At 74.6% G+C, this 25,384-nt stretch carries 23 protein-coding genes; 12 read left to right on the top strand and 11 right to left on the bottom strand.

From position 1 onward, the window contains the following. The 3 genes from INN71_RS06050 to INN71_RS06040 form a co-directional block, all read left to right on the top strand. The coding region (locus INN71_RS06050) for an LCP family protein (protein WP_301799849.1) at window positions 1-1,069 on the top strand (1,069 nt) is incomplete at its 5' end. After that, window positions 1,066-1,953: a crotonase/enoyl-CoA hydratase family protein gene (locus INN71_RS06045; RefSeq protein ID WP_277501542.1), complete on the top strand. Its 888-nt coding sequence runs from the start codon at window positions 1,066-1,068 to the stop codon at window positions 1,951-1,953. The genes INN71_RS06050 and INN71_RS06045, both read left to right, overlap by 4 nt. Window positions 1,954-1,958: 5 nt before the next feature. Continuing rightward, window positions 1,959-2,375 (top strand): CoA-binding protein, encoded by a 417-nt coding sequence (locus tag INN71_RS06040; RefSeq protein ID WP_277501541.1) that lies wholly within the window; start codon window positions 1,959-1,961, stop codon window positions 2,373-2,375. Between the two features lie 4 nt (window positions 2,376-2,379). Here the strand turns inward: INN71_RS06040 and purE are convergent, their stop codons facing one another. The 9 genes from purE to INN71_RS05995 all read right to left on the bottom strand — a co-directional run bounded on the left by purE (window position 2,380) and on the right by INN71_RS05995 (window position 11,086). Continuing rightward, window positions 2,380-2,931 (bottom strand): 5-(carboxyamino)imidazole ribonucleotide mutase, encoded by a 552-nt coding sequence (gene purE / locus INN71_RS06035; RefSeq protein ID WP_277501540.1) that lies wholly within the window; start codon window positions 2,929-2,931, stop codon window positions 2,380-2,382. A 1-nt stretch (window position 2,932) separates the two neighbouring features. After that, window positions 2,933-4,090, bottom strand: a complete 1,158-nt coding sequence (locus INN71_RS06030; protein WP_277501539.1) for a 5-(carboxyamino)imidazole ribonucleotide synthase — start codon at window positions 4,088-4,090, stop codon at window positions 2,933-2,935. Then, complete coding sequence (locus INN71_RS06025) at window positions 4,083-6,146, bottom strand: glycosyltransferase (RefSeq protein ID WP_277501538.1); 2,064 nt, start codon at window positions 6,144-6,146, stop codon at window positions 4,083-4,085. Before INN71_RS06025 ends, INN71_RS06030 begins: the two co-directional genes overlap by 8 nt. Continuing rightward, window positions 6,146-7,210 carry a hypothetical protein gene (locus tag INN71_RS06020; protein WP_277501537.1) on the bottom strand — a complete coding sequence of 355 codons (1,065 nt, stop codon included), beginning with the start codon at window positions 7,208-7,210 and terminating at the stop codon, window positions 6,146-6,148. Before INN71_RS06020 ends, INN71_RS06025 begins: the two co-directional genes overlap by 1 nt. Beyond that, entirely contained in the window at window positions 7,197-8,147 is a 951-nt protein-coding gene (locus tag INN71_RS06015) for a glycosyltransferase family 2 protein (RefSeq protein ID WP_277501536.1), read from the bottom strand. The genes INN71_RS06020 and INN71_RS06015 overlap by 14 nt, the downstream gene beginning before the upstream one ends. A 137-nt stretch (window positions 8,148-8,284) precedes the next feature. After that, window positions 8,285-8,611: a winged helix-turn-helix domain-containing protein gene (locus tag INN71_RS06010; protein WP_277501535.1), complete on the bottom strand. Its 327-nt coding sequence runs from the start codon at window positions 8,609-8,611 to the stop codon at window positions 8,285-8,287. Between the two features lie 104 nt (window positions 8,612-8,715). Beyond that, window positions 8,716-9,732 (bottom strand): adenylate/guanylate cyclase domain-containing protein, encoded by a 1,017-nt coding sequence (locus tag INN71_RS06005; RefSeq protein ID WP_277501533.1) that lies wholly within the window; start codon window positions 9,730-9,732, stop codon window positions 8,716-8,718. Continuing rightward, window positions 9,716-10,228 carry a PH domain-containing protein gene (locus tag INN71_RS06000; protein WP_277501532.1) on the bottom strand — a complete coding sequence of 171 codons (513 nt, stop codon included), beginning with the start codon at window positions 10,226-10,228 and terminating at the stop codon, window positions 9,716-9,718. Before INN71_RS06000 ends, INN71_RS06005 begins: the two co-directional genes overlap by 17 nt. A gap of 33 nt (window positions 10,229-10,261) precedes the next feature. Then, window positions 10,262-11,086, bottom strand: coding sequence for a biotin--[acetyl-CoA-carboxylase] ligase (locus INN71_RS05995; protein ID WP_277501531.1), 825 nt, complete (start codon window positions 11,084-11,086; stop codon window positions 10,262-10,264). Between the two features lie 63 nt (window positions 11,087-11,149). Between INN71_RS05995 and INN71_RS05990 the strand changes: the two genes are divergently transcribed. From INN71_RS05990 to INN71_RS05970, 5 genes are all read left to right on the top strand, one after another. Continuing rightward, complete coding sequence (locus INN71_RS05990; RefSeq protein WP_301799846.1) at window positions 11,150-12,526, top strand: hypothetical protein; 1,377 nt, start codon at window positions 11,150-11,152, stop codon at window positions 12,524-12,526. A gap of 103 nt (window positions 12,527-12,629) precedes the next feature. Next, on the top strand, window positions 12,630-14,246 hold the full coding sequence (locus tag INN71_RS05985) for an acyl-CoA carboxylase subunit beta (protein WP_277499968.1): 1,617 nt from the start codon (window positions 12,630-12,632) through the stop codon (window positions 14,244-14,246). Further along, window positions 14,243-14,446 (top strand): acyl-CoA carboxylase subunit epsilon, encoded by a 204-nt coding sequence (locus INN71_RS05980; RefSeq protein WP_277499966.1) that lies wholly within the window; start codon window positions 14,243-14,245, stop codon window positions 14,444-14,446. The genes INN71_RS05985 and INN71_RS05980 overlap by 4 nt, the downstream gene beginning before the upstream one ends. A 98-nt stretch (window positions 14,447-14,544) precedes the next feature. After that, on the top strand, window positions 14,545-16,029 hold the full coding sequence (locus INN71_RS05975; protein WP_277499965.1) for a glycosyltransferase: 1,485 nt from the start codon (window positions 14,545-14,547) through the stop codon (window positions 16,027-16,029). Window positions 16,030-16,082: 53 nt separating this feature from the next. Beyond that, window positions 16,083-16,826, top strand: a complete 744-nt coding sequence (locus INN71_RS05970; protein ID WP_277499964.1) for a hypothetical protein — start codon at window positions 16,083-16,085, stop codon at window positions 16,824-16,826. A gap of 123 nt (window positions 16,827-16,949) precedes the next feature. Here INN71_RS05970 and INN71_RS05965 read toward each other — a convergent pair whose 3' ends face one another. After that, on the bottom strand, window positions 16,950-18,224 hold the full coding sequence (locus INN71_RS05965; RefSeq protein WP_301799844.1) for a response regulator: 1,275 nt from the start codon (window positions 18,222-18,224) through the stop codon (window positions 16,950-16,952). A gap of 117 nt (window positions 18,225-18,341) precedes the next feature. Continuing rightward, on the bottom strand, window positions 18,342-19,547 hold the full coding sequence (locus tag INN71_RS05960; protein ID WP_301799843.1) for a glycoside hydrolase family 6 protein: 1,206 nt from the start codon (window positions 19,545-19,547) through the stop codon (window positions 18,342-18,344). Between the two features lie 44 nt (window positions 19,548-19,591). Between INN71_RS05960 and INN71_RS05955 the strand changes: the two genes are divergently transcribed. The 4 genes from INN71_RS05955 to INN71_RS05940 all read left to right on the top strand — a co-directional run bounded on the left by INN71_RS05955 (window position 19,592) and on the right by INN71_RS05940 (window position 25,015). Continuing rightward, complete coding sequence (locus INN71_RS05955; protein WP_301799842.1) at window positions 19,592-21,289, top strand: DUF885 domain-containing protein; 1,698 nt, start codon at window positions 19,592-19,594, stop codon at window positions 21,287-21,289. A gap of 3 nt (window positions 21,290-21,292) precedes the next feature. Further along, complete coding sequence (locus INN71_RS05950) at window positions 21,293-22,429, top strand: P1 family peptidase (protein ID WP_301799840.1); 1,137 nt, start codon at window positions 21,293-21,295, stop codon at window positions 22,427-22,429. 38 nt (window positions 22,430-22,467) lie between these two features. Then, window positions 22,468-23,121 (top strand): TIGR03085 family metal-binding protein, encoded by a 654-nt coding sequence (locus INN71_RS05945; protein ID WP_301799839.1) that lies wholly within the window; start codon window positions 22,468-22,470, stop codon window positions 23,119-23,121. A gap of 394 nt (window positions 23,122-23,515) precedes the next feature. Continuing rightward, entirely contained in the window at window positions 23,516-25,015 is a 1,500-nt protein-coding gene (locus INN71_RS05940; protein ID WP_301799838.1) for an HNH endonuclease signature motif containing protein, read from the top strand. The last annotated feature ends 369 nt before the right edge of the window (window positions 25,016-25,384 follow it).

The following is a 25,384-nucleotide window of genomic DNA, read 5'->3' as shown; positions in this document are numbered from 1 at the left end:
GCCCCCGCGGGGCCCCGCGGACCGCCATCCCCCCGGCCCCCCGCCGGGCCCGGCCCCGCAGGCCCCGGCGCGCACCCGTCGTCGGCGCCCGCGCGTCGGTCGCGTGCTGCTGGCGCTCCTCGCGCTGTGGCTGGTCTTCCTCGTCGCGACGCCCATCTGGGCCTGGACCCAGGTCGGCCGCGTCGACGCGATGCCGAGCGGCGAGCGTCCCGGCGACCAGCCGGGCACGACGTACCTCGTCGTCGGCAGCGACTCCCGCGCCGGCCTCAGCGACGAGGAGCGGCGCCGCCTCGGCACGGGCAGCAACGAGGGCGACCGCACCGACACGATCATGCTGCTGCACACCGGCAGCGGCTCGCCGGTCGTCGTGTCCTTCCCGCGCGACAGCAACGTCGAGCTGCCCGACGGCAGCACCTCGAAGATCAACGCGGTCTACTCCCGCGGTGGCGGGGGCGACGACGGCGCCCGGCTGCTGGTCGAGACCGTCGAGCGCAACACCGGCGTCCGCATCGACCACTACGCCGAGATCGGCATGGGGGGCGTCGCCGGCGTCGTGGACGCGGTGGGCGGCATAGAGGTCTGCCCGGACGACCCGATCAAGGACGACGCCGCCCACATCGACCTCGAGGCCGGCTGCCAGGAGGTCGACGGGGTGACCGCGCTCGGCTACTCCCGGTCGCGCTGCTCCAAGAACGGCCCGCCCGAGTGCCCCTTCACCGCCTCCGACCTCGACCGCGTGCAGAACCAGCGCGAGGTCGTCGCCGCCGTCGGCTCGAAGGCGGCCTCGCCGTGGAACGTGGTGCTCCCCTGGCGGTACGTCGCGCTCAACGTCGCCGCGACCTCGTTCGTCGCCGTCGACGAGCAGACCAACGTCGTCGAGGCCGGCCGCATGGCCCTCGCCCTGCGGGCCATCGGCGGCGGCGCCGACAACTGCACGGTGCCCCTGACGAGCAGCTCCGCCGAGTCGTGGGACACCGAGCGCGCCGACCTGCTGTTCGCCGCCATCGCCTCCGACGAACCCGACCAGATCACCGACGACATCTGCACCCAGAACGGACTCCGCCCATGACGACCTCGGTCCCCTCGTACTCCACCCTCGACTGGCAGGTCGAGGACGGCGTCCTCACCCTGACGCTGGACCGCCCCGACGCGCTCAACTCGTTCACCGTCACGATGGCCGAGGAGCTCGAGGAGGCGTTCCGCCGCGTCAACGACCACGACGAGGTCGCCGCGGTCGTCGTGACCGGGGCCGGGCGGGCGTTCTGCGCCGGCATGGACCTCACCCGCGAGGGCAACGTCTTCGGTCTCGACGAGAGCCTGAGCCCCACCCCCGAGGACATGCGCGACCGCCTCGACGCCCCCGAGATCCAGGCGGGCGTGCGGGACACCGGCGGCCGGGTCACCCTGGCGATCTACGACTGCACCAAGCCCGTCATCGGCGCCATCAACGGCGCGGCGGTCGGCATCGGGGCCACCATGACGCTGCCCATGGACGTGCGGCTCGTGTCGACCAGGGCGCGCGTCGGCTTCGTCTTCGGCAAGATCGGCATCGTGCCCGAGGCCTGCTCGTCGTGGTTCCTGCCCCGCCTCGTGGGCATCTCCCGGGCGCTCGAGTGGATCTACTCCGCCGACATCCTCGGCCCCGACGAGCTGCTCGAGGGCGGCCTCGTCCGCTCCGTGCACGAGCCCGAGGACCTGCTGCCCGCGGCGCAGGAGCTGGCGCGGCGCTTCACGCGCAACCGCTCGCCGTACGCCGTCGCCCTGGCCCGGCAGCTCGTCTACCGCAACGTGGGCGCCCCCCACCCGCTCGACGCCCACCGCGCGGACTCGCTCGCGATGTTCTACGCGTCGCAGGCCGACGGCAAGGAGGGCGTCGCCGCCTTCCTCGAGAAGCGCGACCCCGACTTCTCGGCCCCGGCCTCCCGCGTGCCCGACGTCTTCGGCGAGCGGTGAGCGGCGTGGGCGCCGACTGGCAGGACCCCGCAGCGGTCTCCCTCATGCTCGACGAGCTCGAGACCTGGGCCGTCGTCGGGCTCTCCGACGACCCGAGCCGCACGGCGTACCGCATCGCGGAGCTGCTGCAGCAGCGCGGCAAGCGGATCGTGCCCGTGCACCCGGCCGCGCCCGTCGTGCACGGCGAGCAGGGCTACGCCTCGCTCGCCGACGTGCCGTTCCCGATCGACGTCGTCGACGTTTTCCGCCGCTCCGAAGCGGCCGGCGGGGTCGTGGACGAGGCGATCGCCGTGGGCGCGAAGGCCGTGTGGCTGCAGCTCGGCGTCGTCGACGAGGCGGCCTTCGAGCGGGCCCGCGCCGCCGGCCTGGCGGCCGTCATGGACACGTGCCCCGCGATCGAGTGGCGCCGCCGCGGCGCGTGAGCCGCTAGAAGCCGGCGCGGGTGCGCCCCGCCACGGCGGTGCGCACGACCTCGCCCTTCGCGTGGGCCGCGTCGCGCAGCGACTCCTGGAAGCGCACCATGCGCTCGCGCAGGGCCGGGTCGGTCGCCGCCAGGATCCGCACGGCCAGCAGGCCCGCGTTGCGGGCGTTGCCGATCGACACGGTGGCCACCGGCACGCCGGCGGGCATCTGCACGATGGAGAGCAGCGAGTCCATCCCGTCGAGGTGGCGCAGCGGCACGGGCACGCCGATGACGGGCAGCGGGGTCACCGCGGCGAGCATCCCGGGCAGGTGGGCCGCTCCCCCGGCGCCGGCGACCAGGACCGACAGGCCGCGGTCGGCGGCGTCACGGCCGTAGGCCAGCATCTCGTCGGGCATCCGGTGCGCCGAGACGACGTCGGCCTCGAAGGCGACGTCGAACTCCGCCAGCGCGGTCGCGGCCGCCTCCATCACGGGCCAGTCCGAGTCCGAGCCCATGACGATGCCGACGCGGGCGGGGCCCGCCGGGGTGGTCGTCACAGGGGTGGTCGCGCTCATCTCACTCGCTCTCGTCGCCGAGGTCGCCCGCGAACCAGGCCGCCGCGTGGCGGGCCCGCTCCCGGCAGTCCTCGAGGTCGTCGCCGTACGTGTTGACGTGGCCGACCTTGCGCCCCGGGCGCAGGTCCTTGCCGTAGAGGTGCACCCGCAGGTGCGGGTCGCGCGCCATCGCGTGGGGGTAGCCGTCGTACAGCCGCCCCGTCTCGCTCGCCGAGCCCAGCACGTTGACCATCACCGACCAGCGGGCGCGGGGCGCCGGCGAGCCGAGCGGCAGGTCGAGCACGGCCCGCAGGTGGTTCTCGAACTGCGAGGTCACCGCCCCGTCCTGCGTCCAGTGGCCCGTGTTGTGGGGGCGCATCGCCAGCTCGTTGACGAGCAGGCGGCCGTCGGCCGTCTCGAACAGCTCGACCGCCAGGATGCCGACGACGCCGAGCTCGCCGGCGACGCGCAGCGCGATCTCCTGCGCCTGCGTCGCGCGGTGCTCCGGCAGGTCCGGCGCGGGGGCCGTCACCTCGTGGCAGATGCCGTCGCGCTGCACCGTCTCCACGACGGGGTACGCCGCGGCCTGCCCGCTGGGCGAGCGGGCCACGATGGCCGACAGCTCCCGGGCGAAGTCGACGAGCTCCTCGGCCAGCACCTCGACGCCGCCGGCGGCGGCTGCGGCGAAGGCCGGGTCGGCGTCCGCCGGGGCGCGCACCACCCAGACGCCCTTGCCGTCGTAGCCGCCCCGCGTCGTCTTGAGGACGCACGGGAACCCGAACGCCTCCACGTCGGCCGGGGTGGCGACCACCGCGTTGCGGGGGCAGGGCACGCCGAGCTCGGCGAGCCGGCGGCGCATGACCGCCTTGTCCTGGGCGTGGACGAGCGCGTCGGGTCCGGGACGCACCGCGACCCCGGCGGCCTCGAGGGCCCGCAGGTGCTCGGTCGGGACGTGCTCGTGGTCGAACGTGACCGCGACGCAGCCGGCCGTCACGGCCTCGAGGTCCGCCAGGTCGCGGTGGTCGCCGACCAGGTGGTCGGGCACGACCTGCGCGGCCGAGACGTCCGGCCGCTCGGCGAGGAGGCGCAGCGGCACGCCGAGGGTCGCGGCCGGCTCGGCCATCATGCGGGCGAGCTGGCCGCCGCCGACGACGGCCAGCCGGGGGGCGCGCTCAGCCATCGAGGCCGGCGACGACGTCGGCGAACTCCCGGGCCATCCGCTGCGGCGAGCGCTCCGCGGCGAGCGCGTGCGCCGCCGTACGGGCCCGGGCAGCGCCCTCGGGGTCCACGACGAGCTCGTCCAGCGCCACCGCGATGGCACGGCGCAGACCCGCGTCGTCGCCCGTGTCGAACAGGCGCACCTGCGGCTGGTCGTCGAACGCCCGCAGCGCCCCGGCCCGCGGCGCCACGACGGGCAGGCCGAAGGTCTGCGAGAGCAGGAACGAGCCCGAGTTGAGGATGTTGCGGTAGTTGAGGACCGCGAGGTCCGCCGCCTTCATCCACACCTGCAGCTGGTCGTCCGGCACGAAGTCGAAGAACGCGATGATTCGCGGGTCCGCCAGGCAGTCCGACTCGAACTTCGCCGAACGGGCCAGCTTGCCGGGACGCCCCGCGATGAGCAGGCGCAGCGACGGGTCGTCGCGGTGCAGCTCGTCGAACACCGCCACCAGCTTGTCGAGGCCCTTGTAGGGGCGCACGCCGCCGAGGGCGATGATGGCCTTCTCGTGGGGCTCGAGGCCGAGACGCTCGCGCGCCCCCTCCCGCGAGATCCACGTCGGGTAGCGCCCGTCGTAGCTGGAGTGCTCGATGACGACGGCCTTGGCCGGGTCGATCCGGTAGTACGGCGCCGCCTGCTCGATGGTCTCCGCCGACAGCAGGTGGACGACGTCCGCCTCGTCGGCCAGGAGCTGGCCGAGCTCGACCTCCGCCCACTGGAACTTCGCCTCGTGCGGCAGCACGTTGTGCACCGTCCACACCAGGTGCCCGCCGCGCTGCTTGAACGCGGCGAGGGCGGCGGCGAACTCGTCCAGCGCGAGGCGCGCCGAGAACGGGCCGCGGCTGGGCTGCAGGATCGGGTCGGGCCACTGGATGTTCAGCACCCCGGGGTGGCCCGGCGCCTGCGCCCGCGTGCGCAGGTGCTCGGTCGCGTCCGGCACGGGCACCGCGTAGGAGCCGACCGACGGCAGCGCCGAGAACAGCATCGGCTGGTAGGGGTTCGTCCAGTAGTCCGGGAAGTAGTGCACCGGGCGCGGCGCCGGCGGGGCGTCGTGCTCCTCCCCCGCGGCGAGCGCCGTGAGGAACTCGCCGGCCCGCACCTTCCACGTGTGGCGCTCGAGCACCGTGGCGCGCGTCAGGTCGGCGAGGCGGGCGGTCTCGGCCGGGTCCTCGCGCAGGCGCCGCAGGATCCGCGAGAGCTCCCCCGCGTCCCGGTACGTCGGGAGGTGGCCGAAGCCCTGGTCGGCCAGACCGAGGCGCGTGTTCAGCAGCGGCAGGGCGCCGCACGCCGCGCTCTCGTAGAGCCGGCTGTTGAGCGCGCCGAAGCCGACGTTGGAGCGGTTGACGTCGTCGATGACGAACGAGCTCTGGCCGTAGACCTCGGGCAGGTCGAAGTAGGAGCGCGCACCGCGGTGCCAGCGCCGCAGCTTCGGCGGGGCGTTGCGGGCCGCGCCGTACATGACGACGTCGGCGTCGACGGGCAGCCGCACGAGCACCTTGTGCACGTCGCGCAGGGAGCCCCAGTAGTTGGCGGTCGTGACCGCGGTGGTGCTGCGCACGCCCGCGGGGGGCAGCACGAACAGCTCGTCGTCGGCCGCGATGGGCAGCGGCTCGGGCCACACCCGGTCGGTCTCGCGCTGCAGGCGCGCCACGGCGAGCGCGGAGGAGGCGAAGACCTGGTGGTAGCCGCTGAGCGAGCCCATGCGGCACCAGCGCTCGACCTCGTTGCGCACCCAGGCGACCTTGCGCACGCCCGGTCGCAGCAGCGAGGGGTCGAGGTCGGGGAGCATCGCGACGACGACGTCCACGTCGTCGATCTCCGCCCACGCCCAGCGCGGCACGAGGCGCACGCCGTGGCCGAGGCGGGCGAGCTCGAGCGCCATCCCGGCGGCGACGTAGATGTCGCCGCGGCCCTCGTCGAGGTCGTCGGTGTAGACGCAGAACGCGAACGACGTGCCCTCACCCCGGGCGTACTCGCCCGCGCAGAGCGCGTCGTACGCCGCGCGCCGCTCCAGCGACATCAGCGGGACCGCACGCGGTCGAGCACGCGACGGGCAGCGCGCTCCAGCCGCGGGTCGGAGCGCACGACCTCGGCGGCCCGCCGGCGGGCGCGCCGGTAGGCGACCTTCGCCGCCAGCGGCTTGCCGTCGACGCTGACGAGGCGCTCGTACTCGCGCTGCCACTTGTCGAGCTGCTTCTGGATCGCGACGCGGCTCTCGTGCGTGCGCTCGATCTCGGCGCGCATGTCGGCCACCTCGGAGGCGCCCAGGCGCAGCTCGGACCCGAAGTGCGCCCGCTCGGCGGCGAGCAGCTCGCGCAGGGTGGAGACCTCGCGCTCGAGCTGGTCGACCCGGCTGCGCAGCAGCTCGCGGGAGTCGAACAGCTGCTGCCACTCGGTCTCGTCGCGGGGTCCCGACGTCTGCGCGGGTGCCGCGGACGTCACCGACTCCCCGGTCGTCTCGTCGTCGGACAGCTCAGGCATCTCGCCTCGGATCCTCTCCTCGTCGGTCGCGGACAGGGCCGGCGCGCGGTCGGGTCGGTGGACCCGCCGCTCGTCCACCCGCACGAGCCCGCTTCGTTCCAGCACACGCCCCACCTGGGGGGACGTGCAGCTCCGTGCACCGTGGTCGTCGACCACGGACGTCTCGGTGTACGTCGCCGTGCGCCGCAGCAGCCCGGCCCGCACCCCGGGACCGGTGGCCGCGGAGACGCAGAGCACGAGGGTACCGTCCGGCGCGAGCGCCTCGGACCGCAGCCGCGCCAGGAGCGCGACCAGCCCGCGGGCCGCGTCCCCGGCCCCGACCGCGTCGACGACGACGGCGTCGTGCCGGCGGACTGCGGTGGGCCCGGTGCTCCCAGTGCTCCCGGCCACCTCGACCCCCGGCAGCGCGTCGCGCAGGGCGGCGGCGAGCTCCGTCGTACGACGCTCCCCCGCGGCGGGAGGACCACCGGCGGGGGGCAGGGCCAGCACCAGGGCGGTGTCCGGCGCGCGGACCACGAGGAGCTCGGCCACCGCGGCGGCGCGCTCGCGCACCGCGGCGGCGTGCACCGGCCCGTCGACGGCCACGTCGTCAGCGCCCGGCAAGCGACTCCTCCGCGCGCGGGAAGTGCGTCACGAGGTCGTTGCGGCCGAAGCGTCCGGCGCGGGCGTCCTCGACCGCCATCGTCACGAGCTCGTCGAAGCGCTCCAGCCACGCCGGGGCGCCGTCCTCGACCTTCTTGCGCCACGCCTTCAGGAAGGTCTCCTGCAGGTGGGCCACCGACGCGTCGGGGTCGATGCCGAGGGCGTCGCGCGCGAAGCCGTAGCGGTTCCGCGTCATGTAGTAGATGTAGTACGGCTGCGGCAGCGAGCCGCTGGAGCGCTTGAGGTGCACCATCGACGCCGTGCGGTTGACCATCGTGCGCCAGCCCGCGTCCTGCAGGCGCACGCACCAGTCGGTCTCCTCGAAGTAGAGGAAGTAGTGCTCCGGCATGAGGCCGACGTGATCGAGCGTCGCGCGGCGGATCAGCGGGGCCGCGCCGGTCACGTAGTCGACGTCGACGACCTTGCGTCCGCCGACGGCGGCCGGGGCCTTGCCGTTGTTCACGTGCGACGTCGCGCCCGTGGTGCGGTCGATGGTCGCCCCGTCGAACCAGATGCGCGGCTCCTTGCCGCCGTACAGGATGCGGGAGCCGACGACGCCGCAGTCCGGGTAGGCCTGCAGGTGCTCGATGAGGGTGCCGAGCGTGCGCGGCCCGACGCGGGTGTCGGGGTTGAGGATCCAGACGTACTGCGCGTCCGTCTCCAGCGCCTTGCGCACCCCGACGTTGTTGCCGCCGGCGTAGCCGAGGTTCTCCCCCGTCGCCAGCACCGTGCCGCGCTCACCGATGGCGTCGCGCAGCGCGGCGTGCTTCGCGTCGTCGGGACCGTTGTCCACGACGTAGAGGTCGAAGTCGAGATCCTCCGAACGCTCCAGGCTCGCGACGCACTCGAGGGTGTCGTCGGGATCGCCGTAGTTGAGCACCACGACGGCTGTGCGCATCGGGTTCCACCTCTCCTCGTCACCACGCCCCGGGGCGGGACGCGCCCGCCCTACGCTGCCACACCGGCGGGAGCCCGCCCAACACGGCTCACCGGTCGCCGGCGGGGCGGGTCGGGCGGGCCGGTCGGGTCGGCGGGTCAGGCGGGGCGGGAGGCCCGCACCGGCGGCTCGACCTCGAAGCGCAGGCCCTTGCCGCGGATGGTGGTGATGAGGTGCGGGGCGCGGGTGTCGTCCCCGATCTTGCGCCGCAGCCAGCCGAGGTGGACGTCGATGGTCTTGGACGAGGTCCAGAACGTCGTGTTCCACACCGTGCGCATGAGCTCCTCACGGCTCACGACCTCCCCGGCACGGGAGATGAGGGCGTGCAGGAGGTCGAACTCCTTGCGGGAGAGCACGATCTCGCGGTCGTCGGCCCAGGCACGGCGGGTCGCCGGGTCGAGTCGCACGCATTGCACCTGGAACACGTGCCACACCGTAGGAAGCCGGGGGGGCCCGCGCGGGCGAACCGGTGAAATTTTGCCTTGCCCCACCGACGGTCGAGCCGGCCCGGGCGGCCCCGCGACCGGGGTCAGGTACGGCGGACCGTCACCGGCTCCAGCAGGCCGAACCCGCGGACGGGACGGGCGGGCAGCAGGCGGGTCTCGAAGTCGCTGCGGGGCAGGAGCCGCGCGGTCTCGTGGTCGATGATCATGCGGTTGCGCCGGGCGATGTTGGTCAGCCGCGAGGCGAGGTTCACGGGAGGGCCGAAGACGTCGCCGAGGCGGGTGACGACGTGCCCGGTCGCCATGCCCACGCGCACGTCGGGCATCCGGGCGTCGCGGCCGATGACGGTGATGATGCCCTCGGCGATCTCGAGCGCGCGGACGGGGTCGTCGTTGACGAAGAGGACCGAGTCACCGAGCGACTTGATGAGCCGGCCCTGATGGGCCTGGATCACGTCGTGGCAGCGGGACTCGAAGACCTCGACGAGGTCGCCGATCCGCGACTCCTCGAGCTGGTTCGACAGCGCGGTGAAGCTCACCAGGTCGGCGAACCCGACGGTGGTGTGGGCGGTGTCGGTCTCCTCGTCGAGCTCGTCGAGGCCCTCGACCCGGCTCACCGCCGCGGCGAGGTGGCGCCGCCACGCGTTGAGCGTCAGCTGCTCGAACACGTCGCGGAAGTCCTCGACCAGGCGCACGGCCGCGCCGATGCGGCTGCCCGTGGCGCCGGGGCCCGACTCGCGCTCGTCGATGACGGGGATGAGCGCCGAGATCTCCCAGTCGGCCAGCCGCGCCATCGTCTGGCCCACGGCCCGGGTCAGGTTCACCGCCGTGTCCATGTCGAGCCCGCCCCGCTCGACGGTCTCCACGAGGGCGGCGAGCGCCGTGGTGTCGGATCCGGTGAACGTGACGTCGGCCTCGTTGAGCGGCAGGCCGAGGGCCCGCCACAGGCGGCGCACGTCGGCGACCGGGATGCCCGCCTCGTCCAGGTCCTGCGCCGTGAAGACCGGGACCTCCCCGAGGATGGCGCGCTCGAGGTCGGTGCGGGTGGGGCGCCCGCCCTCGCCGCCGGTCGGGTCGGGCTGCGGGTCAGGTGCCGTCGTCACCGCGGGCCCCGGAGAGTCGGTGGAGCTCCTCGGACACGAGCAGCTGGACCTGCTCGACGCGCGGGATGTCGCGCAGCTCGACGCGGCCCTGCTCGCTGGCGTCGGAGACCACGAGCGTGCCGCAGCCGAGGAGGCGGTCGACGACCCCGACCTCGAGGTCGACGCCGCTGATGCGGTTGAGCGGGATGGTGCGTCCCTCCTGCGCGACGAAGCCGGAGCGGGCGATGAAGCGGCGGTTGGTGAACGTGTACGTCGTGGTCAGCCACCGCACCACGGGGCGGAGCACGAACCAGAAGAGCACGACGAGGGCCGCCACCCCGGTGGCGATCCGCCCCACGTCGCCCGCCGTGCTCGCGGGGAGCACCACCACGAGGGCCACGGCCGCCGCGCCCACCACGACGAGCACCAGCAGCGCGCCGAAGATCTCCTTCACGTGCGTGCGGGTGCTCACGACGACGTGCTCGCCGGGGTTGAGGAGCCGCTGCGGGAAGGACACGGCCGCGATTGTGTCACCTCCGCCGGAGCGACCTCAGGCGTCCGCGCGTCGGACGTGCACGACGTCGCCCGCCCCCACGACGGTGCGGCCGTCCGGCCCCTCGACCACCAGGCCGCCGCCGGCGTCGACCTCGACCGCGGTTCCGTGCAGCACCCGGTCCTGCGGCAGCTCGACGCGCACTGCGCGCCCGACGGTGTCGCAGACCGAGGTGTAGTCGGCCCTCAGACCGGTCAGGTCGCCGGCCTCCCAGCGCTCCAGGCCGCGGTCGAGCTCGGCGAGCACCGCGACGAGCAGGGCCGTGCGGTCGAGCTCGGCGGCGGGCACGCCCGCGGTGGCCAGCGACTCCGCCGTCGGCACCGGCAGCTCGGCCCGCGTCGTGGAGACGTTCAGACCGATGCCCAGCACGGCGGCCGGACCGTCGGCGCTCTCCACCCGCTCGGCGAGGATCCCGCAGACCTTGCCCGTGGGCGGGCCGTCGGCGGCGACGAGCACGTCGTTGGGCCACTTCAGCCCGACCCGGAGACCCGGGTGGCGGCGGGCGACCCCCCGTCGTACGGCGGTGCCCGCCAGGAGCGGCAGCCACGGCCAGGCGGCGGCCGGCGCGCCCGGACGCAGGAGCACCGAGAAGGTGAGGGCCGCCCGGTCGGGGGTGACGAACACGCGGTCGACCCGGCCGCGGCCCGCGGTCTGGTGCTCGGCGGCGAGGACGGTGCGGGCCGGTGCGCCCGTCCGGGCCCGGGCGGCCAGGTCGGCGTTGGTCGACGCCGAGGCGGCCACGACCTCGACCGCCCAGCCCGGCAGGGCGGCGAGCTCGTCGGTGCGGAGCGGCGGGCGCAGCGGGGCGGGGTCGGCGGTCACGGGCGCGACCCTAGCCACCCGGAGCCGCCCGCCCGTCTGCCTGCCCGCCTAGACTCGCGACCCGTGCCCGTCGCCCCCGATCCGTCCCGCGTCCCCGTCGTGCTGGCGACCAGCAACGGGGTGGGCATGGGGCACCTCACCCGGCAGCTGTCGGTCGCGCTGGCGGGCGCGGACGCGCTCGACGTGACCCTGCTGTCCCTGTCGGGTGCCCTGCCGACGGTCGCGCGCGCCGTGGCCGACGGGCGCCTGCCCGGGGCCGAGCACGTGCGGGTCGAGCACTGCCCCAGCCGCACCAGCCCGTGGCAGGGCGCGGGCGCGGCCAAGGTCGCCTGGCGCACCGCCTGGGACCCCTACTTCGCCGACCGCCTGGTCGCGCTCGCGGCCGAGACGGGGGCCCGCGTCGTCGCGTTCGACGGCGTGGTGCCGTACGCGGGTCTGCTCGCCGCCCGGCGCCGCCTGCCCGGCACCGCCTTCGTCTGGGTGCGCCGCGGCATGTGGCGCCAGGGCGTCGGCGCGCCGTGGCTGGCGCGCGCCGACGCGTTCGACCTCGTCGTCGAGCCCGGCGACCTCGGCGCCGCGGCCGACACCGGACCCACCGCCGGCGACACCGGCGCGCTGCGCACCGCGCCCGTGTCGCTGACCACGCACGTGCCGGCCCTGGGGCGGGCCGCGGCGCGCGCCGCGCTCGGGCTCGACCCGGACCGCCCGGCGCTGCTGCTCGCCCCGGGCTCGGGGGCCTACGCCGACGTCGGCGAGCTGGTGCGCCGGGTGCGCGAGCACCTGCGCACGGCGGCGCCGCAGTGGCAGGTGGCGCTCACGCGGCAGGCGATCGCCCGCAGCGGCGCCGGCGGGTCCGGCGGCTCCGGCACCCAGGACGGCGACGTCGTGGCGCTGCGCGACACCTACCCCCTGGCGCGCTACCTCGCGGCCTTCGACGCCGCGGTCGGCGCCGCCGGCTACAACGCCGTGCACGAGCACCTCGCCGTCGGCCTGCCCACGCTGCTGGTGCCGAGCACCGCCCACGAGACCGACGACCAGGTGGCCCGCACCCGCGGGGTCGTCGCGCGGGGCGCGGCGCTGGCGAGCACGGACGAGTCCGACCTCACCGGTGCCCTCGACCGGCTCCTCGACCCCGCGGTACGGCGGGAGCTCACCGCGGTGTGCGCGGGCCTCGAGACCCCCGACGGCGCGACGACGATCGCCCGGGAGCTCGTCGCGCTCGGGCGCGGCCGCGCCCCCGCGCCCTGGCCCGCTCGTGTCGGCCCCCCGGCGTGGCGCCGGGCGCTGACCCGGCCGGTCGCACGGCGGCGGGGCACGCCGTACCTGACGGAGGCGGTGACCGACGTGGACCCGCAGGTGCCGGTCGAGCACCTGCGGGCGGGGGCGTCGCCGCGCTACCGCGCGCTGCGCGAGCGGGCGGCGCGCTGGCTCTACGCCTGAGGCGCGGCCGGTGTCCCGGATCACGGGATGGGACGGGGTACCCGTTGTCCGGTACGCAAGACCCCTGCGTCCGGCGTCGGCGCGGGACGCTACATTGCCGCCCATGAGCGCACAGGTGGGCGAGGGCACGGACGTGCCCGACGAGATCGACGTGACGACGACCGCCGGCAAGCTGGCCGACCTCGAGCGCCGGCTCGACGAGGCCGTGCACGCCGGCTCGGCCAAGGCGGTCGAGAAGCAGCACGCCCGCGGCCGCCAGACGGCCCGCGAGCGCATCGAGCAGCTCTTCGACGAGGGCAGCTTCGTCGAGCTCGACGAGCTGGCCCGCCACCGCTCGGTCGCCTTCGGCCTCGAGAAGCGGCGGCCCTACGGCGACGGCGTCGTGACCGGCTACGGCACGATCGACGGTCGCCAGGTCTGCGTCTTCTCGCAGGACTTCACGGTCTTCGGCGGCTCGCTCGGCGAGGTGTACGGCGAGAAGATCACCAAGGTCATGGACCTGGCGATGAAGACCGGCTGCCCCATCATCGGCATCAACGAGGGCGCCGGCGCCCGCATCCAGGAGGGCGTGGTCTCCCTGGGCCTGTACGGCGAGATCTTCCGCCGCAACGTGCACGCCTCGGGCGTCATCCCGCAGATCAGCCTCATCATGGGCAACTGCGCCGGCGGCCACGTCTACTCCCCCGCCGTCACCGACTTCACCGTGATGGTCGACCAGACCTCCGCCATGTTCATCACCGGCCCCGACGTCATCAAGACGGTGACCGGCGAGGACGTGACGATCGAGGAGCTGGGCGGCGCGCGCACCCACAACACGCGGTCGGGCAACGCCCACTACATGGGGGCCGACGAGGAGGACGCGCTCGAGTTCGTCAAGACGCTGCTGTCCTACCTGCCGCAGAACAACCTGGACGAGCCGCCGGTCTTCGACGACGTCGCCGACCTCGAGGTCACCGACCTCGACCGCTCGCTCGACGCCATCATCCCGGACAGCCCGAACCAGCCCTACGACATCCGCGAGGTCGTCGAGGCGGTGGTGGACGACCAGGAGTTCCTCGAGGTCCAGCCGCTCTTCGCGCCGAACCTGGTCGTCGGCTACGCCCGCGTCGAGGGCCGCAGCGTCGGCGTCGTCGCCAACCAGCCGATGCAGTTCGCCGGCACGCTCGACATCGACGCCTCCGAGAAGGCCGCGCGCTTCGTGCGCACCTGCGACGCCTTCAACATCCCCGTGCTGACGTTCGTGGACGTGCCCGGCTTCCTGCCCGGCACCGACCAGGAGTACAACGGCATCATCCGCCGCGGCGCGAAGCTCATCTACGCCTACGCCGAGGCCACGGTGCCGCTGGTCACGATCATCACCCGCAAGGCGTACGGCGGCGCCTACGACGTCATGGGCTCCAAGCACCTCGGCGCCGACATCAACCTGGCGTGGCCGACCGCCCAGATCGCCGTCATGGGCGCCCAGGGCGCGGTCAACATCCTGTACCGCAAGGAGATCGCCGAGGCCACGGAGGCCGGCACCGCCGACGCCACCCGCGCCGAGCTCGTCGACGAGTACGACAAGCACCTCGCGAACCCGTACGTCGCGGCCGAGCGCGGGTACGTCGACGCCGTCATCAGCCCCCACGAGACCCGCGGCGAGATCGTCAGGGCCCTGCGCCTGCTGCGCACCAAGCGCGAGACGCTGCCGCCCAAGAAGCACGGGAACATCCCGCTGTGAGCGCGCCGCTGCTGCGGGTCGTCAACCCCGACGCCACCCCCGAGGAGGTCGCCGCGATCGTCGCGGTGCTCTCCTCGCTGGGGGGCGCGCCGGCGCCGGCCCCCCGTCGTACGCCGGAGTGGTCGGCCCCGCGCCGCCTGCTCCGGTCCACGCCGGCGGCCGGCGCGGGCGCCTGGCGCTCCTCCGCCCTGCCGCGCTGACGGGTCCCACGGGCCGCACCGGTCCGTTTGACGGAAAACTGAGCAGAAGTTCGGCGCTCACCGGGACGGACCCGAGCAGGGGGCGGCAGGATACGGGCGTGACCCTCCCCGGCCCCGAGCTCTCCGGACGCCCCTCCGCGCGCGGCGACACCTCGCAGAACCAGTACGTGCGCGTGCCGGACCCCGGCATGGCGGCGTACGCCGACGAGTTCCTGCACGGCGTCGAGGAGCTGCCCACCTACCGCCCCACCATCGGCGCGGTCATCCCGGCCTACAACGAGGGCGAGACGATCGGCGGCGTGCTCGACGCGTTGCTGGCCCAGACCCGCCTGCCGGACGTCATCCACGTCATCGTCAACAACACCACCGACGACACCGTCGAGGTGGCGGGCTACTACGCCGGCGAGCACGTGCGCCAGACGCGCAACGGCGAGCAGATGACCGAGATCTTCGTCCACGACATCGGCAAGAACCCGGACAAGAAGGTCGGCGCGCTCAACTACGGCTACTCGCTCGTCGAGGGCTACGACTACCTCCTTGGCGTCGACGGCGACACCACCCCGGAGCCCGACGCGGTCGAGGAGCTGGTCAACGAGATTGCGAGCGACGACCGCATCGGCGGCATCTCGGCCATCTACAGCATCGACGACTCGGCGCTCGACGGCCTGATGTCGAAGTTCCTCATCGCCGGCCAGCGTGCCCAGTTCGCCGCCTTCAACATGCAGAACCTCCTGCGCGGGCGCAACATGGCGGTGCTGGGCGGCCAGTTCTCCATCTTCTCCACCCACGCCCTGCGCGAGGTGCTCGAGGACAGCCACCAGCGCACGCCGTGGGTCAACGACTCCGAGGTGGAGGACTCGCTGCTCTCGCTGCAGATCAAGAGCGCCGGCTACCTCACGAAGATCTCGGCCGCCGCCCGCGCCCACGTGGGCGGCATGACCACGCTGCGCTCGCTCGACGCGCAGCAGGTGAAGTGGAACTTCGGCGCCATCGACCTGATGTGGCCCGGCCAGCGCGGCGACACCCCGGGGCAGCCCCTGCACCCGAACCTGCGGCTGCGGTGGTTCGAGCACATCTCGATGGTCATCAACATCACGACCCGGCTGCTCTTCCTGCTGCTGCTCCTGGGCTCGCTGTCGATCGACGCGTTCGTCTTCTCCCCCTGGTGGGTCATCCCGCCGATGGCCGCCATCCTGCTCAACTTCCGCGTGGCCCGCTCGATGTACTACGCGAACCGCCGGGACTACCTGTTCGCATTGCTGCTGGCGCCCGCCGAGGTCTACATGTGGATCCGGATCGGGCACTTCCTGCGCGCCTGGACCAAGTTCGCCTCTCGCGCGCAGACCGACAACTGGGCCGCTCAGGCCAAGGCCGAGCGCGGCTCGGGCCAGGCCTACCTGGCCCCCCTCGCGGTGCTGGCCGTCATCGTCGCCGTCATGGCGGCCATCTGGCTGCAGCTGCCGATCGACGCCAAGTCCGACGTGCTGTCGTTCGGCTGGCCCATCCTCGGCATCATCACGATCCTGCAGACCGGCTGGATGTCGACCAAGCTGCTGCGCCGCTACAAGGGCTACAAGGCGTGAGCGCTGCGCGCACCGCCCGCCCGACCCGCCCCACCCGCCGACCGGAAGAGACCATGCCCGCCTCCCGTGCCCGCCGTACCCGCCGCGCCCTGCCCCTCGCGCTCGGCGGCCTGCTCCTCAGCCTGCTGCTGTCCTCCTGCTCCCTCGTCGAGGACCTGACCGGCAGCGACGACGAGGCGCAGCCCACCGCGACGGCCACGAGCGCCGCGACCGGCGAGTTCTACGACTCGCAGTTCACCCGGGACGGCACGTTCCAGTCGCACATCACGGTCGGCGACAACCTCGACTTCGTGTACACGCTCTACCCGACGAAGTCGACGCCACGGACGAACGAGTGGTACCCGCGCGGCTCGAAGTTCTTCTCCTTCACGTTCCAGGCCTACGACCTCGCCCGCGACCTGCGCGACCCGTACGAGACCAAGCGCAAGGTGTGGCTGGGCCGCATGCAGGTGACGTCCACGACGAAGCGCTCCGACGGCGGCGCGGCCGAGACGCCGTACACCCTCGACGCGCAGGCGCAGACCGTCACGCTCGACCCCGAGCCGGTGACGTACGGCGACTACGGGATGCTCGTCACCTCGCCGAAGGGCGCGTTCGAGCTGCGCAACCAGGAGATCGTGGCCACCGACCTGGCCACCATCGGCGTGGAGCTCACGTTCTCCGCGACGGTCAACATCGAGACCAGCGCGGGCTCGAACCGCTACGTGCAGGAGACCATCACGCAGGTCGTGCCCATCGCGATCTTCGCCTCCGACGAGGAGACCCAGGCCCAGGAGATCCCCGTCAACGCCAACTGAGCGCCCGACCCCGGCCGCGGCCGGGAGACGACGCTGCGAGACGACGCTGCGAGACGACGCCGCGAGACGACGGAGGCCCCCCGGCGATGCCGGGGGGCCTCTCGTGCTCGTGGGCACGCGTCGTCAGGTGCCGGGCGCCATGCGGTAGCCGACGCCGCGGACGGGCTCGATCCACCGGGGGACGGCGCCGTCGTCGCCGAGCTTGCGCCGCAGGTCCTCGATGTGGGCCTCGACGGTGCGCTTGTCGGCCTCGTTGACGAAGTACGCCGTCACGTAGTCCTGGCCGCGCATCGTCAGCACCAGGTCGGCCTTCGAGCGCACCCGCCGGCCCGTGGACATCAGCGAGGCCAGGAGGTCGAACTCGACCTTCGTCACGTCGACGCCGCGACCCTCGACGAGCACCGCGCGCGAGGTCGGGTTGAGGGACAGGCCGTTGTGCCGCACCCACCCGTCGCCCCCCACGACCTGCTGGTCGTTGTCCGCCGCCATCGACGAGGCGGGGGTCAGGCCCGAGGCCGGGAGCGGGTCGGCCGCGTACGACGCGACGGGCTGGGTCGCGACCGGCTGCGGGACGGCCTGCTGCACCGGCGGGGCGTAGACGGGCTGCTGAGCCGGCTGCTGGACGGGCTGCTCGTGGGCGGGCTGCACCGGCTGCTGGTAGACCGGCTGCGCCGGCTGGTGCTGGTGGGCGGGCTGCTGGTACGGCGCCTGCTGCTGCAGCCCCTGGTCGTGCGCGACCTGGTCGTACGTCGAGTGCGCCGCGGTCTGCGGCACCGCCGGCTGGGCGGGCACGGGCTGGGCGGGCGCGGGCTGCTCCGGCTGCGGCGCGGCGTGCCGAGGGGCCGGGGTGGCCGGGGTCGTCGGGGCCGGGCCGATGGTGGCGCGGTTGCCCTGGCTGAACTCGCGACGGATGTCGACCGCCCAGCCGGTGGGCTCGCGCTCGGGCTCGGTCGCGGCAGGCACGGCGGCCGGCTCGGCGAGGCCGTGCCCGTCCTCCTCGTCCGTGCCCTCGTTGCGGGCGCGCGGGCGCCGCAGCATCGACTCGGCGCGGGCGCGGAGCTCGCGGGGGCGGAACGGCTTCACCAGGTAGTCGTCGGCGCCGGCCTCGAGGCCCATCACGACGTCGATCTCGTCGCTGAGCGCAGTGATCATGATGAGGTAGGTGGAGCTGAACTCGCGGATGCGGCGGGCCACGGCGAAGCCGTCCATGCCGGGCATCGAGACGTCGAGGGTCGTCAGCACGGGGTCGTGCTCCCGGACCGCCGCCAGGCCGTCGACGCCGTTGCGGGTGACGTGCGTCACGTACCCGCTCTGCGTCAGGACGAGGTCGAGGAGGTCGCCGACGTCCGGGTCGTCCTCGACGATGACGGCGACCCGTCGCGATGCGCGCTGTTCCACCGGCTCAGGCTAGCAACGTCCCGCGGCCAGGACGCGCCGTACGGGCGAAAGCCGGGGGCAAGATCCCCGCAAATCACCCGGTCCGGCGGGCCCGCCGGACCGTGACCGTGGCGTCCGTCACCACCCGCTCGCGGCGGCCATCGAGAGCGCCCGCTCGACCCAGAACACTCCTGCGTCGGGCCCACCGTTGCAGGTGCCGTCGCTCTCCCCCGGCGGCTTGACCCACAGGTGGGCGTCCCGGGCCGAGCCGTCGTCGACCGCGGCGGGCTCGTCGCCCAGGAGCCGCGCGTCGGGGTTGCACCACTCCGAGGTCGACGGGGCGCCGTTGCGCCCGGAGTCCGTGACGTAGTGCGCGCCGCCGAGCCGGGAGCTCAACGCCTCGGCGTACGGCGTCTCGTCGGCGTCGGCCTGGTAGCCCGCCACGTTGGTGGCGAAGCCCCGCGCCTTCTCGACGCCGACCCGGCGCAGCAGGTCGGCCATCTCGTCGACGGGGCGCCAGTCGGAGTGGCCGGCGTCGACGTACGTCGGGACCCCCGCGTCCACGAGGCTGCCCAGCGCGCCGGCGAGCAGCTCGACCCGCTGGTCGGTGTTGCCGCACTCGAAGGTCGCGGCGAGCCCGTCGGGCTCGAGCACGGCGGCGGCGGCGCCGTCGCCGGTGCCGAGGGCGGAGGCGATCTCCCCGACCCAGGCCGCGTACTCCTCCGGCGGCAGCCCGCCCGCGGAGAGCTGGCCGGTGCAGTCGCGGTCGGTTACGCCGTACACGACGAAGACGGCGACCTCGTCGGCGTCCGCGGCGTCGGCGACGATCCGGCGCACGTGGTCGCCGACCTCGCCGCGCCCGTGGGCCTCGGGGGTCAGCCAGATGGCCGTCGGCACGTCGGCGAGACGCCGCAGCGTGGCGGCATCGTCGGCGCGGCCCTGGGCCTCGACCGTGTCGGCGGCCACCGCGGCCTGTGCGTCGGGCCAGGTGTAGAGGCCGCGGTCGGCGAACGGGTTCGCGTCCTGGGGGTCGCTCCACGGCAGGCTGCGGGAGATCGGACCCTCGCTGAGGGTGAAGCCGACGACGGTCGCGGCCACCACGGCGAGGCCGGCGCCGGCGCCCCACCAGCGGCGGCGCCGACGGCGCTGCTCCCGGGCCGCCGCCTCCACCTCGTCGCGGGAGGGCCCACGGGCGCCCCGCGGGGTCGGCACCGGCGGCACCTCCTGGCGCCGCACGTGGCCCGGCAGGTGGCGGTGGCCGCTCAGCCGGGGAGGCGTCCGCCCGGCCGGTGCCGCACCCGGCGTGTCGTCGGCCGGGTCGTCACCCGAGGAACCCCTGCCCATGAGGACGGATCGTAGTCGGCGCCCTGCACCTAGGGTGGGGCGCCATGAGCAGAACGGTCGACGAGCGCACCACCACCTACGTCGCGGAGCACGCGGCTCTCGATCCCGTGGCGGCCACGGAGATGGGCGTGGCGGGCCACGACCACGAGCTGACCGACTACTCCCCCGAGGGGTACGACGCGCGCCTCGAGCTCGCGCGGGCCGCCGTGCGGGACGTCGTCGCGGCCGAGCCGGTCGACGAGCGCGAGGCGGTCGCGCGGGAGGCGTTCCTCGAGCGCACGCGGCTGGCGATCGAGTACGACGAGGCGGGCTACGCCCGCAGCGAGATCAACGTCATCACCTCCCCGATCCACGAGCTGCGCGGCGCGTTCGACCTGATGCCGACGGCGACGGCCGAGGACTGGGAGGCGATCGGCTCCCGGCTGGCCGCCGTGCCCGGCGCCCTGGCGGGCCTGCGCGTGACTCTCGCCGAGGAAGCCGCCCGGGGGCGGGTGAGCGCTGCGCGGCAGTACGCCGCGGTGGCCACCCAGCTGGAGCGCTGGACCGGCCAGACCGGCTCGGGCAGCGTCTTCGTCGACCTCGTGGCGCGCGGCGTGGCCGACGGCACGGTGCCGGGCGCGATGGCCGGCGGTCTCGAGCGCAGCGCCGTCGCGGCCACGCGGGCGATGGCCGACCTCGGCCTGTTCCTGTCCGACGAGATGGAGCCGCGCGGGCGCCGCACCGAGGCGGTCGGCCGCGAGCACTACGCGCTGGCGTCGCGGATGCACCTCGGCTCCACGGTCGACCTCGAGGAGACCTACGCCTGGGGCTGGGCGGAGCTGGCCCGCATCGAGGACGACATGCGCGCGACCGCCGCCCGCATCACCCCGCAGGCGACCGGGCCCGACGCGATCGACGTGGCCGTCGCCCACCTCGACGCCGACCCCGCGCGCCGGATCGAGGGCCGCGAGGAGTTCCGCGCGTGGATGCAGCAGCTCGCCGACCGCGCCGTCGCCGAGCTCGCCGACGTGCACTTCGACATCCCCGAGCCGGTGCGACGCATCGAGTGCTGCCTCGCCCCCACCAACGACGGCGGCATCTACTACTCGGGTCCGAGCGAGGACTTCAGCCGCCCTGGCCGCATGTGGTGGTCGGTGCCCGAGGGCATCGACACGTTCCACCCGTGGCGCGAGACCACGACCGTGTTCCACGAGGGCGTGCCCGGCCACCACCTGCAGGTCGGGCAGACGGCGTACCGGGCCGAGCTGCTCAACCGCTGGCAGCGCACGATGTGCTGGGTGCCGGGCCACGGCGAGGGCTGGGCGCTGTACGCCGAGCGGCTGATGGACGAGCTGGGCTACCTCGAGGACCCGGCCGACCGCCTCGGCATGCTCGACGGCCAGGGCTTCCGCGCCGCCCGCGTGGTCGTGGACATCGGCATGCACCTCGAGCTCGAGGTGCCCGCCGACAACCCCTTCGGGTTCCACCCCGGCGAGCGGTGGACGCCGGAGCTCGGCTACGCGTTCATGCGCCAGCACTCGCGCGACGACGACGCGACGCTGCGCTTCGAGGTGGACCGCTACCTCGGCTGGCCGGGGCAGGCGCCGGCGTACAAGCTCGGCGAGCGCACCTGGCTCGAGGCGCGGGCCGCGGCGCGGCGCCGCCACGGCGACGCGTTCGACCTCAAGGCGTTCCACCGCGCGGCGCTCGACCTCGGCTCGCTCGGCCTCGACCCGCTCGTCGCGGCGCTCGACCGGATCTGAGCCGTGGCCGCCCCCCGCCCCGACCGGCCCGACCGGCCCGACCGGCCCGCCGCGCCCGTGCCGGGTCCGACGAACACGATCCTCGACGTGCCGGGCATCCGGGTGGGTCACGCGCAGCGCACCGACCCGGGGTGGCTGACCGGCACCACCGTGGTGCTCCCGCCCGCCCACGGGGCGGTCGCGGGCGTCGACGTGCGCGGCGGCGGGCCGGGGACCCGGGAGACCGACCTGCTGGACCCGCGCAACCTCGTGGAGCGCGTGCACGCCATCGTGCTCGGTGGTGGCTCGGCGCTGGGCCTGGCCGCGGTCGACGGGGTCGTGGGGCGGTTGCTGGACACCGGCGTGGGGTTCCCGATGGGCACCGGGCCCGGTGACGTCGTGCCGATCGTGCCGGCGGCGATCCTGTTCGACCTGGGGCGGGGCGGGGTGTTCCGCAACCACCCCGACGCCGCGCTCGGGGCCGCCGCGCACGACGCCGTCGCCACGTCCGGGCCCGACGACGTGCTGGGGTCCGTCGGGGCGGGCACGGGCGCGCGGGCCGGTGGTCTGCGCGGCGGGATCGGGAGCGCGTCGCTGGTGCTGCCCGGAGGTGCGCGCGTGGGCGCGCTCGTCGCGGTTAACGCGGTCGGCTCGTGCGTCGACCCCGCCACGGGCGAGCTGTACGGCGCGCCGCACTGCCTGCCCGAGGACCTCGTCCCCCACGCCCCGGGCGGGCTGGTGCGACCGGACGCCGCCGAGCTGGCCGCGGCGCACGACCTCGCCGCCGCGCTCGAGGGCGACCGGCCCGCCCCGCTGGCGACGACGATCGGCGTCGTGGCGACGGACCTGCCGCTCACCAAGGCGGCGGCCGCGAAGGTGGCGGGCGTGGCCCACGACGGCCTGGCGAGGGCGGTGCTGCCCGTGCACTCGATGTTCGACGGCGACACCCTGTTCGCGCTGTCGACCGCCCCGCCCGGGGCTGCGGGGCCCGACCCCGCGACGTACCCGTTGCAGTTCCACGCCCTCCTCGAGGCGGCCGCCGGCTGCGTCACGCGGGCCGTCGTGCGGGCGATGCTCGCCGCCGAGGGCGTGACGACGCCGTGGGGCACGCTGCGCTCGTACGCCGAGGCCTTCCCGTCGGCGCTCCCGGGCCGGTCGTAGCGCCCGGAGCGGCTGGCCGCGCCGCGTAGGGTCGGACCGTGCCCACGACGTCCCCCTCCCCGGCCCGCACCCTGGCCCGCGCGGAGCGCGCCGCGATCGCCGACCTCGCCCCCACGCTCGGGGCGGACGCCCCCACGTTGTGCGGCGACTGGACGGTGAAGGACCTCGTCGTGCACCTGCTGATGCGCGAGCGGAGCCCGCTGGCGCAGGCCGCGGGGTTCGTCCCGCCGCTGTCGGGCCTGGCCCGGCGGGCCGAGCGGCGGTGGGCGCGCGCCGACCTGCCCCTGCTCGCCGACCAGCTGCGCCGCCCGGTGCTGAGCTGGGCCGCCGTGCCCCCGCTGGACCGCCTCGCCAACACCGTCGAGCTGTTCGTGCACCACGAGGACCTGCGCCGCGCCCAGCCCGGCTGGACGCCCCGCGACCTCGGCGACGCCGCCGAGGACGAGCTCTGGCGGATGCTGCGGCCCATCGCCATGGTCACCACCCGCAAGGTCGGCGCCCCGGTCGTCGCGGTCGACGCCCGGTCGGGGCGACGCGCGACCGTACGGCGCGGCGAGGGCCCCGCCGTCGTCACCGGACGCCCGTCCGAGCTGGCGCTCCTCCTGCTCGGCCGCGACGAGGTCGACGGCGTCGAGGTCACCGGCCCCGACCTCGCCGTTCGCCGCCTGCGCATCGCCGACCTGGGGTTGTAGGTCGCGCCGCGACCGGCCGGGGGTGGTCGCGGTGGCCGCGCGCCGCTCCGGTGGTCGAGGTGGCCGCGCCAGCGGCCCCCTCCGGTGGTTGAGGTGGCCGCGCCAGCGGACCCCTCTGGTGGTTGAGCTGGCCGCCCGCCGCTCCGGTGGTTGAGGTGGCCGCGCCAGCGGACCCCTCCGGTGGTTGAGGTGGCCGCGCGAGCGGACCCCTCCGGTGGTTGAGCTGGCCGCCCGCCGCTCCGGTGGTTGAGGTGGCCGCGCTAGCGGCCCTCGAAACCACGATCGTGGTCCCGGGCGGCCCCGATCCGGGCGCCTCAGAATCTTCCAGATCTTTCTTCCCCAGGCCCCGTTCCTGGAGCGAAGAATGTCGGTGCCCACCCCTAGCGTTGTCCGTATGAACCACCCGAGCACCGCAGTCGTCGAGGCCCCTCCGGCCATCGACACGACAGCGCTGCTCGCGACCGCCCGAGCCGCTGCAGCGACCCAGCAGGCGGCCGAGGTAGCGGCGTTCGTAGCGGTCGCCGATTGGGCCGACGCCCACACCGACGGCACCGTGGGCGACCCCATCGGCCCGCTCGGGCTCTGGTCGGAAGACCCCACCTCGGTACCCGGTGGCGACCGGTTCCTCGAGCTCGGCGGACCCGGCGCACCCCTCGTGTCTGAGTTCTGCCTCTACGAGATCTCCGGCGCTCTCGGCCGATCCGTCACCTCCGGCCGGCCCCTGGTCGGTGACGCCATCGAGCTGCGCCACCGCCTCCCCCGCCTCTACGCACGAGTGTTGGCCGGCGCCGACCCCTCGACACAGCGACGGTCCCTGCCGGTGTGGCGCGCGAGGAAGATCGCCGCCCTGACCCGCACCCTCACCGCCGAGGCCGCGGACTTCGTCGACCGCAACCTCGCACCGGTCGCCCACCGTGCCACCATGCCGACCGTCGAGCGCCTCGTCGCCGAAGCGGTGGTGCGGTTCGACCCTGAGAACGCCGAGCTCGACCGAGCGGATGCGGACGCCGGCCGTTACTTCACGGTCGAGACCACTCCCGTCGACGCCGCGTCGCCCTGGACCGGTGTCGTGGCGGTGCACGGGACGCTCGACTCCGCCGACGCGCTCGACCTGCAGAACGCGGTGCAGCGGGTCGCCGCCGACCTCGCCGCCGCCGGCTGCGACGCCGACCTCGACGTCCGCCGCTCCATGGCCCTCGGCGAGCTCGCCCGCCGCCAGACCACCCTCGACCTCTACGGCACCGACAGCACGGCGGCCCACACGACACGGACGCCGGCACGGCAGGTCGTGCTCTACGTCCACTTCTCCGACGCCGCCATCGCCTCACACCGACCCGGTGACGGCCCCGGCATCGACCCGGCCACCGGCACCACGGGCATCGACCTCGCCCGCGAGGAGAACACCCGCAGCCTCGTCACGGCCGACCAGGTCCGCGACTGGTGCCAGTCCCCGAACACGACGATCACCGTGAAGCCCGTCATCGACCTGGCGGAGCACGTCGCGGTGGATGCCTACGAGATCCCCGACCGGATCGCCGAACGGGTCCGGCTCGACCGGGCCACCTGCGCCTTCCCCTACTGCGGACGACCGGCACGCGGGCTCGACCTCGACCACACCGAGCCCTACCGCTGGGAAGCAGCACCTGGTGCCGGCCAGACCTCGACCGCCAACCTCACCCCGCTCTGCCGGGGCCACCACCGCGTCAAGACCCACCCGTCACCCACCGGGGCCAGCCCACCGAGCGACGGCCCACCCGGCATCGACCCGCTCGCCGAGCATCCGCCCGACCGACGATGGCACTACCACCGCGACCCGCTCGGCACCTACCTCTGGACCAGCCCTCACGGCCTGAGGTACGCCGTCGACTCGACCGGCACCACACCGCTGAGCTAGCTACCCGCGCAGAGCCGACCCCGCCACCCCGGCACCACGTGGCGGGGCCACCGGCGCGCCCTGAGGTGGTTTCGAGGGCCGCCCGGGCGGCCACCCCAACCACCGGACGACCCCCACCACCGGCGTGTCCAGGCGTGGTTTCGAGGGGTGCTAGCGCACCCACCTCAACCACCGGGAAGCGCGGCCACCAGACCCCCGCCGTACCCGCGGGGCCACCGGCGCGCCCCGGACGTGGTTTCGAGGGCCGCCGGGGCGGCCATCTCAACCACCGGACGACCCCCACCACCGGCGTGTCCAGGCGTGGTTTCGAGGGGTGCTAGCGCACCCACCTCAACCACCGGAACGCGCGGCCGACTCGATCGCCGCCGG

Source organism: Nocardioides sp. ChNu-153 (assembly GCF_030466625.1).
GTDB lineage: Bacteria > Actinomycetota > Actinomycetes > Propionibacteriales > Nocardioidaceae > Nocardioides.
The sequence above is the reverse complement of the archived record's forward strand: the minus strand, read 5'-3'. Positions and strand labels throughout refer to the sequence as shown.

What these genes read in the sequence shown, in the direction of transcription:
- INN71_RS05960 (WP_301799843.1), bottom strand. Translation starts at nt 19,547, where the DNA reads ATGGGCAGGGGTTCCTCGGGTGACGACCCGGCCGACGACACGCCGGGT.
- INN71_RS06025 (WP_277501538.1), bottom strand. Translation starts at nt 6,146, where the DNA reads ATGTCGCTGGAGCGGCGCGCGGCGTACGACGCGCTCTGCGCGGGCGAG.
- INN71_RS05940 (WP_301799838.1), top strand. Translation starts at nt 23,516, where the DNA reads ATGAACCACCCGAGCACCGCAGTCGTCGAGGCCCCTCCGGCCATCGAC.
- INN71_RS06030 (WP_277501539.1), bottom strand. Translation starts at nt 4,090, where the DNA reads ATGGCTGAGCGCGCCCCCCGGCTGGCCGTCGTCGGCGGCGGCCAGCTC.
- INN71_RS05955 (WP_301799842.1), top strand. Translation starts at nt 19,592, where the DNA reads ATGAGCAGAACGGTCGACGAGCGCACCACCACCTACGTCGCGGAGCAC.
- INN71_RS05970 (WP_277499964.1), top strand. Translation starts at nt 16,083, where the DNA reads ATGCCCGCCTCCCGTGCCCGCCGTACCCGCCGCGCCCTGCCCCTCGCG.
- INN71_RS06015 (WP_277501536.1), bottom strand. Translation starts at nt 8,147, where the DNA reads ATGCGCACAGCCGTCGTGGTGCTCAACTACGGCGATCCCGACGACACC.
- INN71_RS05985 (WP_277499968.1), top strand. Translation starts at nt 12,630, where the DNA reads ATGAGCGCACAGGTGGGCGAGGGCACGGACGTGCCCGACGAGATCGAC.
- INN71_RS06045 (WP_277501542.1), top strand. Translation starts at nt 1,066, where the DNA reads ATGACGACCTCGGTCCCCTCGTACTCCACCCTCGACTGGCAGGTCGAG.
- purE (WP_277501540.1), bottom strand. Translation starts at nt 2,931, where the DNA reads ATGAGCGCGACCACCCCTGTGACGACCACCCCGGCGGGCCCCGCCCGC.